Below are 8,646 nucleotides of genomic sequence, written 5' to 3' on the forward strand. Positions count from 1 at the left end.
GGGATTTTGAACATGTGGCGCGGGATCAGGTCCTTGAGCTTTTCGCACATCGCCCGGCCCCGCATCTCGGCCCGATCGCGGTGAACCATGGTCGACAGCGCATCGACCGGCTCGTCATTCACAAGGATCGACATCTTGACCAGCGCGTCCTCGCGGTAGCCGGTCATCTGGTAGTCGAATGAGGCATAGCCCTTGGTCACCGATTTCAGGCGGTCGTAGAAGTCGAAGACGACCTCATTCAGTGGCAGATCATAGACGACCATGGCGCGGCTGCCCGCATAGGTCAGGTCCATCTGGATGCCGCGGCGGTCCTGACACAGTTTCAGCACGTCGCCGAGGTATTCATCCGGCACCAGAATAGTCGCCTTGATGCGCGGTTCCTCAAGGTGGTCGACCTTCGACAGATCCGGCATGTCAGCGGGGTTGTGCAGCTCGATCATCTCGCCGTCTTTCATGAAGACGTGGTAGATCACCGACGGCGCGGTGGTGATCAGTTCGATATTGTATTCGCGTTCGATGCGGTCGCGGATGACCTCAAGGTGCAAAAGGCCGAGGAAGCCGCAGCGGAAGCCAAAGCCCAGCGCGGCCGATGTTTCCATTTCAAAGCTGAACGAGGCGTCGTTCAGCGCCAGCTTCTCAATCGCGTCGCGCAGGTCTTCGAATTCGGCGGAGTCCACGGGGAAGAGGCCACAGAACACCACCGGCTGCGCGGGTTTGAAGCCCGGCAGGGCCTCTTCGCTGCCGTTGCGGTCATTGGTGATCGTGTCCCCGACGCGGGTGTCGCGGACCTGTTTGATCGAGGCCGTCAGAAAGCCGATCTCGCCGGGGCCAAGCGAGTCCACCATCTCCATCTCGGGCCGGAAGACACCGACGCGGTCGACGTGGTGCAGGGTGCCGTTCGACATGAACTTGACCCGCATGCCCTTTTTCAGCGTGCCGTCCATGATGCGGACCAGAACGATGACGCCGAGATAGGCGTCGTACCACGAATCCACCAACATCGCCTTGAGCGGCGCGTCTAAGGTGCCCTGTGGCGCGGGCAAATGGGTGACGATGGCCTCGAGCGTCTCATGGATGCCCTGTCCGGTCTTGGCGCTGACCTGAATGGCGTCGGTCGCGTCGATACCGATCACATCCTCGATCTGTTCAGCCACGCGGTCACAATCGGAGGCTGGCAGGTCGATCTTGTTCAGCACCGGCACGATCTCATGATCGGCGTCGATGGCTTGGTACACGTTGGCCAGCGTCTGCGCCTCGACCCCCTGGGTCGAGTCCACAACCAGCAGAGACCCTTCGACCGCGCGCATGGAGCGGCTGACCTCATAGGCAAAGTCCACGTGGCCGGGCGTGTCGATCAGGTTCAGCACATATTGCTCGCCATTGTCGGCGGTATAGTCGATGCGGACCGTGTTGGCCTTGATGGTAATGCCACGCTCGCGCTCGATATCCATGCTGTCGAGCAGCTGTTCCTTCATGTCGCGATCCTTGACCGTTCCGGTCTCTTGGATGAGCCGGTCAGCAAGGGTGGATTTACCATGGTCGATATGCGCGACGATGGAGAAATTGCGGATATGAGCGAGGTCTGTCATGGGTTGGGGATATGTAGAGGAATCGTGGGTTGGTCAAGGTGGATTGAATGGATCACGATGAAAGTAAAGACGTCGACCTATCCAGCTTAGACGATGTGCCAGTAGATATCCAAAACGCCCTTCTAAGCAGGGCATGCATTCGGATGGTACCAATGCTGGGCAGTGAACTCCGAACAGGGAAAAGTTTCCTGCTAGAGCCGCCAAATGACACAGTCTTAGGCGCATTTCGCGCATTGGCAACTGCAACTGTGATTACTGTAAATGACGACAACGATTTAAAGCGACAGCTAATGTATGCTCTAAACAGCGAGTGCTTTGTTGATGACGCCTCTCACGGTTTTCAAGATCACGGGAATTGCATAGATGCGATCCGACAACTGTCAGAAAAACTACTTCCTGGTACGTTTCTTGCAGAGGCAGACTACGTCTTAGAGGCGATTATTAACTCAATCTATGGCTCACACGCTCTCGACAGAGTTCAGTCTGATCTAAACATTCTATGTCCTGACCAACCAGTTTTGACGCGGCCAAGTGCCAGTCAAAGGAGTTCATACGAACTGCCATTGTGGAACGATGGGTGGCTAATTCCAGAGACACTCGAATTAGATGTTGCCACATTTGAAGCCAACAGCAGGGCGGTGGACGGCAAATGGCAGTATTGGATTGATTGGTATCAATCATTTGCAATGGGACGGCCTCTCGATTGGGAGTTGCAACGTCGTGTCGTAATGATCGAAGAAAAGTTCTGGAATTTTGGTGCAGGTGCAATTGCGGCCGAGATTGAACGTATTCGAAAAGAATTAGAGCAACAGCAACGAACTGCTCATACCCCTATCGAGCCGACTGAACACGAAGTATCATTGATTGAGAAATCGGTCGTTCAGAATCGCGATGCGATCGTGGTGTCAACCGCAGGGTTGATAGAGCAAGTTGAAGCTTTTCGGGAAAAGATCAGAGGCATGAATTCACTCGAAGCGGAATTACGCAGCGAAATTCTCGAATTCACAGACTACTTTCATCAACACCTTCAGCAACTGCTTGCATCCCTACCTCAGCCAAACGATGATTTGAGCGAAGAGCGCGCAGGGCGTATTGCCTTGTGGTTGCGCGACTACAAGGGTGTTTTGTGGACTAAATTGGCGCACTATTCGTCTCCAGAAAATATAGCGGAAGCATCGGTACCTACAGGCATTGTTTTGACGGCAACTGGAATTGGCGCAATGTTTGGCCAACCGCTCGCTGGTGCAGCTGTAGGCGGGTTGATAACTAATCAGATGAAGTCATCGCAAGCTGCGAAGGAATTTCTGAAACCCACAGACACCGAAGGTACAGAAGGCAAGTAAACCCTGCCCAAGGATTAAACCCGGCCTCTAGGTCTCAGGTATTCACTTTTTCGAACCACCCAATTGATCCCGAATCCAGTTTGATTCATACTTCGCCGCAGACCGAGAGGGGCATAAGACCCGTCCGGGCAGGCAAAAACGAGGCATGAGCATGAAACAGTTCCTCCTAATCGCATTTTGCGCGGCATCACTGACGGCGGTCGCTCCGACAGCGGACGCGGCGCAGATCAAACGGGCGTGTCTGGCGTCGGACCGGACGGCGGCGACGCGGGATCGGTGCAGTTGCATTCAGCGCGTGGCCAATCAGGCGTTGACGCGCAGTGATCAGAAGACCGTGGCGAAATGGTTCACCGATCCGCATCAGGCGCAGGAGTTGAAGATGTCTCAGACCGCGCGGGACGATGCGCTGTGGGACCGATATCAGAACTTCGGACAGATGGCGCAGGCGATCTGCGGCTAACCTTGTCAGACGACTTGACCTGACCTCTGCCGCGGCTCAGAAATGAGCCTAGCGGAAGGATGTTACATGGTGATGAAGGGGTTGACCCTGCGCGGGCTCGAAGTGTTCGAGGCGCTGGCGCGGACGGGTTCGGTGGCGCAGGCGGCCGAGATCACGGGGCTCAGCCAGCCCTCGGTCTCGCAGCAGTTGCGCAATCTGGAAAAGGCGCTGGGCACCGATCTGGTCGATCACGGGCGGCGGCCAATGCGCCTGACGCAGGCCGGGCGCAGTTTTCTGACCCGGGCCGAGGCGGTTCTGGCCGAGTTGCAGGTGGCCCAAAGCGAGTTGGCGGTGATGGATCTGGGCCATCTCACCACGCTATCGATCGGGTTGATTGATGATTTCGACAATGACGTGACGCCACGGCTGGCGACCCTGCTGGCCGACAGCCTGACCCGGTCGAAATTCAAGCTGATCACCCTGTCCAGCCTCGATCTGTTTGAGGCGTTGGATGAACAACGCCTGCACATGGCGGTCTCGGCCCATTCCGGCGAAGTGCTGGAAGGTGTGGTCGAATACCCGCTGGTGCAGGACCCTTTCATTCTGGTCGCCCCCCGAGGCATTGATCAGCCAATGCAGGAGCTGCCTTTTCTGCGCTATGCCCGCGAACAGCTGATCAGCCGCCAGATCGAGGGCCATCTGGCTCGACAGCAGATGGAGTTCGAGGAACGGTTCGAGATCGGCTCACACCTGGCGCTGATGGCAATGGTCTCACGCGGGTTGGGCTGGGCGATCACCACGCCGCTGGGGTATATGCGGGCGGCCCGGTTCCATGACGGGTTGGCGGTGCATCCGGCGCCATTCGGCGATCATGGGCGGGTGATTTCGCTGTTTACGCGCACCGACTGGTCCGATCAGGTTCCCCGTGAGGTCGCGGGCATGATCCGGCGTCTGATGCAAAGCCAAATCGTCGATCCCGCCGTTGCGCAACTGCCTTGGCTCAATGGGCGGCTGAAGGTGACCGGCTAGCGCAGATGCGCCTCAAGCCCCGCCACTGCGGTTTCGATCAGGTCCAGCGCACCGTCGAAATCGCGCGTGTAATAGGGGTCGGGAACATGATCCGCGCCGGTATCAGGGGCAAAATCCGTCAACACCCGCACGGGTGTTTCGCTGCCCATGGGCCGCAGCACCTCGATATCGGCGATGTTGTTCGCATCCATACCGATGATCAGATCGAAACGGTCGAAATCCTCGGCCCGGAATTGCCGCGCCCGCAGATCGCTCAGGTCCAAACCCCGCGCCTGCGCCGCCTCTTGCATCGGCCCATACGGCGGGGCGCCAATGTGCCAGTCCGAAGTTCCCGCACTGTCGGTTTCATGATGCTGGGCACGGGCGCGAAACGCGCCCTCGGCAGCGGGAGAGCGGCAGATATTGCCCAGGCAGACGAAAAGGATACGCTGTGTCATGGGTCAAGGGTTTAACGCGTGAGGTAAAGATGGAAAAGATCGTCGTTCTGACCGGAGCCGGAATTTCTGCCGAAAGCGGGCTGGGAACGTTCCGCGACGAAGACGGCCTTTGGGCGCAACACCGGATCGAGGATGTCGCCACGCCGGAAGGCTTCGCCCGTGACCCAGCGCTGGTTCACGGCTTTTACAACGCGCGCCGGGTGCAGGCGGCACAGGCCCAACCCAACGCCGCACATAGGGCGCTGGCCCAATTGCAACGGGACTGGCCGGGCGAGGTGATCATTGTGACCCAAAACGTGGACAGCCTGCACGAGGCGGGTGGGGCCACCGGCGTCATCCACATGCATGGCACATTGGCCGGGGCGCTCTGCGCCGCCTGCGGGCACCGCTGGACCGCCCCGCCGGAAATGACGGTGGGCGAGCCCTGCCCGGCCTGCAACGCGCCCTCTGCCCGCCCGGATGTGGTCTGGTTCGGTGAGATGCCCTATCACATGGACCAGATTTATGACCATCTGGCCGAGGTCGGGATTTTCGCGGCCATCGGCACCTCGGGTCAGGTCTACCCGGCTGCCGCCTTCGTCCACGAAGCCATCGCGGCAGGCGCGCAGACGGTAGAGTTGAACCTTGAACCTTCGGCCGGGGTATCCAGTTACGATGAAACGCATTTTGGTCCGGCAACCGAAATCGTCCCCCAATGGGTCGACCGCTTGCTGGGGCGACACTAACCGTAAATTCTGCAGACAGATCGCCTTTGGGTCGGCTAAGCTGCTGATATCCAAACCCGAGAGAGAACCATGACAGACCCCAAAAGCGGAGAAATCCTTGACGATGCCAGCATCCGGTCGCGCGATGCGCTCAGCGACAATCTGGCAAACCTGTGGTGGACCTTTCTGCTGCGCGGGTTGCTGGCCGGTCTGGTCGGTATCGCGGCGCTGTTCTGGCCCACCAGCAGCATCTCGCTACTGCTGCGGCTTGTGGGGCTGTTGCTGGTCCTGGATGGTGGTCTCACGCTGCTGGGCTTTGGGCGCCGTGGCCTGATCGGAGGCATGGGCCTTGGCGCGGTGCTGATCGGTCTGGTGCTGCTGATCTGGCCCGAAGGCGCGGCGCGGCTTGCGTTTTTCCTGCTGGGGGCCTGGGCCCTGATCATGGGGATCGGCTCGATGATGGCCATGTCGCAGATGCATGAGCGTGACCCGGGCAGGGCAACGGTGCGCAATTCGGGGATTGTGGCGCTGGTGATCGGGCTGGTGCTGATGTTCTGGCCCGGCAGCGGGCTGGTGGCGCTGGGCTGGGCCATCGCCTTTTCCGCGCTGGCCATCGCCGTGGTCATGTTCTTTCTGGCTACCCGGTTCAAATCGGCAGCAGGTCGGTTGGCGATGCGCACGGTCAATCGATAGAGCAACCAGACCGGGCCCTGCCCGGTCTGACGCATGGATGACGGCCGCTTGCGGCCCGAAGACAGACGTGCCTCAGTGGGAATGCGCGCCTGCGTCCTTTCGTTCCAGATCGACCGGGATTTCGACCTGAACCTCACCCGCCTGTTCAAAGATCAGCGTGACGGGCACGGTCGCGTCTTGTTCGAAGGGCTGTTTCAGACCCATGAACATCACATGGTCACCGCCGCGTTTCAGCATATGGCTCTCACCTGCCGGGATCACGAAACCTTCCTCGACATGGACCATCTTGGCCACCCCGTTTTCGTCGATCTTATGCGTGTGCAATTCGACCCGGGCCGCCACGTCCGAGGTCACACCGATCAGCCGATCCTCAGCCTCACCCTGATTGACGATCATCATGAAGGCCGCCCCGGCCTTGGCATTGGCACCCGATGACCGCGCATAGGCGTCATCGACCTTGATCTCGCCCCCTGCAAAAGCAGCGGTGACGAGGGAAGCAGCGGCCAAAGTGGCCAGGAGTGTAGATTTGAAAGACATTGCGCCTCTCCTTCTTGGAAATTGTTTGATGTGGGTCAGGAGTTCAAACAATCGCCGGAGGCGCCCGGGCGGGGCGGCGTGGCACCGGGGCCGCAATCAGCCCCTCGGACCGCTGCTGCGTTTCATGACCGGCGCGCCCCGGCCCATGCGGCAGATCAGGCTGCGCCTCCGGAACAGCGCCCAGCAGCGCCAACGCATAGTCGGGGCAGAAATGCGGGGCCGAGGTCGGCTGACCTTCGGCATCCATATAGATGACAACGGGCCCATGCCCGGTGCACAACACCATCTGCCCCACCGCACGGTCCACCCCGCGCGAGGCCGCAACCCCCTGCCCGGTCAGAATGATCAGACAGGACAGAATCATCGACAGAATTATGCGATTTAGCTGCTTCATAGCGGCCCGAAGATAGGCCCGGGAAACCCCGGAATTCAAGCGCCGATCACACCCCTGCGGCGTTGCGTCAACGATGCGCCCCGGGGCGTTTGACAACCTCGACATTCAGGCTGTTATGTTGCCGATTGACCCGCTGCTGCATCCGCGTGCAGGTCCCGAACGTCCGGCCCAGAAATGCGGGAAGCAGAGTCAGGAAATCAAAGACTTTAATAGGCATTGAGATGTCTCCGCCAATTGAAATATGAGCAAACTTAACTCACATTCGACAAGCGTTATGTGAACAAAATCACTCTTGATGTCGAATTAATATTAATTCGAACGCGCCACCCATCCCCGCCAAAGCATGATAACAAAAAAAGCCCCGCACCAACGGTGCAGGGCCGAAATCTTGCTACAGGAAAAAGGCTTAGGCCGAGGCTTGTGCCTTGGCGATTTCCTTTTTCACTTTCAGAGCGTTCGCGGACAGCTCGTCATCCTTGGCTTTTGCCAGGAACGCGTCCAGACCACCGCGGTGGTCGACCGAGCGCAGGGCAGCCGCCGAGATGCGCAGCTTGACGCCACGGCCCAGGGTTTCCGACTGCAGGGTAACGTCGTTCAGGTTGGGCAGAAAACGACGACGAGTTCTGTTTTTGGCGTGGCTGACATTGTTGCCAGTCATCGGGCCTTTTCCGGTCAGTTCGCAACGGCGCGACATGGTTTCTTCCTTTGTTTCTGGTGGCCGGGTACAAGACCCGCGGCCAAATCACAAGGGGCGCAACCCGAAGTCGCGCCCGAAAACTGGTTGGATGCGTGTAGTGGGAATCGCCCGAAGGGTCAAGTCGGATGCTGCGAATTCTTTGCCTCCGCTTCACGCGCCTGTTGATAGGCCCTGATTACCTCGCCCGCAACAGCGGTTTGTCATTCTTCAGATGCCGCGCGACCAGTTGCGCCTGCTGCCGTCCCTGCGGGATCAGGCGGGCCGGATCAGGGCTATGGGTGGTATTTTCCAACTCGGGGAAAATATCGAAAATCTCGCGCCGTGCCGCAGCACTTAAGGATTTCAGCGCCTCGGGGCCGGTGAACAGGCTTTCGGTTGGGGCACCCTCGGCAAAGATGACCTCGTGCCGGTCAAACAGCAGGTGAAAATATTCGACCTCTTCGATCGTCTCATCGACAAATATCCCCGGCAGCGCAGTCAGTTTGATCGCGGGGATCAGAACCTCGGGCGAATTGAACATGCGCAGCGCGATTTTCGAATTCACCAGCATGCGGTGCTGGCGCGAGACCAGCAGGTCGCGACTGGGCAACCCCTCGCCCAATGCACCGGCCAGAATGCACACCGGCAGGCGTTTTGGGTTCGCCCGCAGATCCACCGCATCAAACCGTTTGCGGCCTATCCAGCGGATAGGTTGCGGCCCGTTGCCCTGTGTTGGAACCAAATCACCCGGTTTCAGGTTCTGAACAAGGACCGTACCCCGCTGCGTCAATATCCCTGTGTCGCG

At 59.0% G+C, this 8,646-nt stretch carries 12 protein-coding genes; 5 read left to right on the plus strand and 7 right to left on the minus strand.

All coding sequences use genetic code 11. From position 1 onward, the window contains the following. The coding region (lepA, locus tag MPJ51_RS18370; protein ID WP_298389655.1) for a translation elongation factor 4 at nucleotides 1-1,589 on the minus strand (1,589 nt) is incomplete at its 3' end. Nucleotides 1,590-1,636: 47 nt separating this feature from the next. Here lepA and MPJ51_RS18375 point away from each other — a divergent pair. The 3 genes from MPJ51_RS18375 to MPJ51_RS18385 all read left to right on the plus strand — a co-directional run bounded on the left by MPJ51_RS18375 (nucleotide 1,637) and on the right by MPJ51_RS18385 (nucleotide 4,400). After that, entirely contained in the window at nucleotides 1,637-2,932 is a 1,296-nt protein-coding gene (locus tag MPJ51_RS18375; RefSeq protein WP_298389657.1) for a hypothetical protein, read from the plus strand. 151 nt (nucleotides 2,933-3,083) lie between these two features. Further along, a complete protein-coding gene (locus tag MPJ51_RS18380) occupies nucleotides 3,084-3,392 on the plus strand; it encodes a hypothetical protein (RefSeq protein WP_298389659.1) in 309 nt (102 codons plus the stop codon). Nucleotides 3,393-3,458: 66 nt separating this feature from the next. Beyond that, entirely contained in the window at nucleotides 3,459-4,400 is a 942-nt protein-coding gene (locus MPJ51_RS18385; protein WP_298389692.1) for a LysR family transcriptional regulator, read from the plus strand. Here MPJ51_RS18385 and MPJ51_RS18390 read toward each other — a convergent pair. After that, nucleotides 4,397-4,837 (minus strand): low molecular weight protein-tyrosine-phosphatase, encoded by a 441-nt coding sequence (locus MPJ51_RS18390; RefSeq protein WP_298389661.1) that lies wholly within the window; start codon nucleotides 4,835-4,837, stop codon nucleotides 4,397-4,399. The genes MPJ51_RS18385 and MPJ51_RS18390 overlap by 4 nt on opposite strands. A gap of 29 nt (nucleotides 4,838-4,866) precedes the next feature. Between MPJ51_RS18390 and MPJ51_RS18395 the strand changes: the two genes are divergently transcribed. Next, nucleotides 4,867-5,562, plus strand: coding sequence for an NAD-dependent deacylase (locus tag MPJ51_RS18395; protein WP_298389663.1), 696 nt, complete (start codon nucleotides 4,867-4,869; stop codon nucleotides 5,560-5,562). Between the two features lie 69 nt (nucleotides 5,563-5,631). Beyond that, entirely contained in the window at nucleotides 5,632-6,234 is a 603-nt protein-coding gene (locus tag MPJ51_RS18400; RefSeq protein WP_298389665.1) for a DUF308 domain-containing protein, read from the plus strand. A gap of 72 nt (nucleotides 6,235-6,306) precedes the next feature. On the opposite strand, the gene MPJ51_RS18405 is transcribed toward MPJ51_RS18400, so the two are convergent. From MPJ51_RS18405 to MPJ51_RS18425, 5 genes are all read right to left on the minus strand, one after another. Continuing rightward, nucleotides 6,307-6,771 (minus strand): copper chaperone PCu(A)C, encoded by a 465-nt coding sequence (locus MPJ51_RS18405; RefSeq protein WP_298389667.1) that lies wholly within the window; start codon nucleotides 6,769-6,771, stop codon nucleotides 6,307-6,309. A gap of 43 nt (nucleotides 6,772-6,814) precedes the next feature. Then, the gene (locus MPJ51_RS18410; RefSeq protein ID WP_298389668.1) at nucleotides 6,815-7,165 is read right to left on the minus strand and encodes a hypothetical protein; all 351 of its coding nucleotides are present in this window, start codon (nucleotides 7,163-7,165) and stop codon (nucleotides 6,815-6,817) included. Nucleotides 7,166-7,232: 67 nt separating this feature from the next. Further along, nucleotides 7,233-7,382 carry a hypothetical protein gene (locus tag MPJ51_RS18415; protein WP_298389669.1) on the minus strand — a complete coding sequence of 50 codons (150 nt, stop codon included), beginning with the start codon at nucleotides 7,380-7,382 and terminating at the stop codon, nucleotides 7,233-7,235. A 189-nt stretch (nucleotides 7,383-7,571) separates the two neighbouring features. Further along, nucleotides 7,572-7,859: a 50S ribosomal protein L28 gene (gene rpmB, locus MPJ51_RS18420; RefSeq protein ID WP_008756960.1), complete on the minus strand. Its 288-nt coding sequence runs from the start codon at nucleotides 7,857-7,859 to the stop codon at nucleotides 7,572-7,574. 178 nt (nucleotides 7,860-8,037) lie between these two features. Continuing rightward, on the minus strand, nucleotides 8,038-8,646 hold a 609-nt coding region (locus MPJ51_RS18425; RefSeq protein WP_298389671.1), incomplete at its 5' end, for a Hint domain-containing protein.

It is taken from the genome of Ruegeria sp. (assembly GCF_028066395.1).
Taxonomy (GTDB): Bacteria; Pseudomonadota; Alphaproteobacteria; order Rhodobacterales; family Rhodobacteraceae; genus Ruegeria.

Excerpts from the sequence above, each read along its gene's own strand:
- MPJ51_RS18375 (WP_298389657.1), top strand. The coding sequence starts at position 1,637 with ATGGATCACGATGAAAGTAAAGACGTCGACCTATCCAGCTTAGACGAT.
- MPJ51_RS18380 (WP_298389659.1), top strand. The coding sequence starts at position 3,084 with ATGAAACAGTTCCTCCTAATCGCATTTTGCGCGGCATCACTGACGGCG.
- MPJ51_RS18385 (WP_298389692.1), top strand. The coding sequence starts at position 3,459 with ATGGTGATGAAGGGGTTGACCCTGCGCGGGCTCGAAGTGTTCGAGGCG.
- MPJ51_RS18390 (WP_298389661.1), bottom strand. The coding sequence starts at position 4,837 with ATGACACAGCGTATCCTTTTCGTCTGCCTGGGCAATATCTGCCGCTCT.
- MPJ51_RS18395 (WP_298389663.1), top strand. The coding sequence starts at position 4,867 with ATGGAAAAGATCGTCGTTCTGACCGGAGCCGGAATTTCTGCCGAAAGC.
- MPJ51_RS18400 (WP_298389665.1), top strand. The coding sequence starts at position 5,632 with ATGACAGACCCCAAAAGCGGAGAAATCCTTGACGATGCCAGCATCCGG.
- MPJ51_RS18405 (WP_298389667.1), bottom strand. The coding sequence starts at position 6,771 with ATGTCTTTCAAATCTACACTCCTGGCCACTTTGGCCGCTGCTTCCCTC.
- MPJ51_RS18410 (WP_298389668.1), bottom strand. The coding sequence starts at position 7,165 with ATGAAGCAGCTAAATCGCATAATTCTGTCGATGATTCTGTCCTGTCTG.
- MPJ51_RS18415 (WP_298389669.1), bottom strand. The coding sequence starts at position 7,382 with ATGCCTATTAAAGTCTTTGATTTCCTGACTCTGCTTCCCGCATTTCTG.
- rpmB (WP_008756960.1), bottom strand. The coding sequence starts at position 7,859 with ATGTCGCGCCGTTGCGAACTGACCGGAAAAGGCCCGATGACTGGCAAC.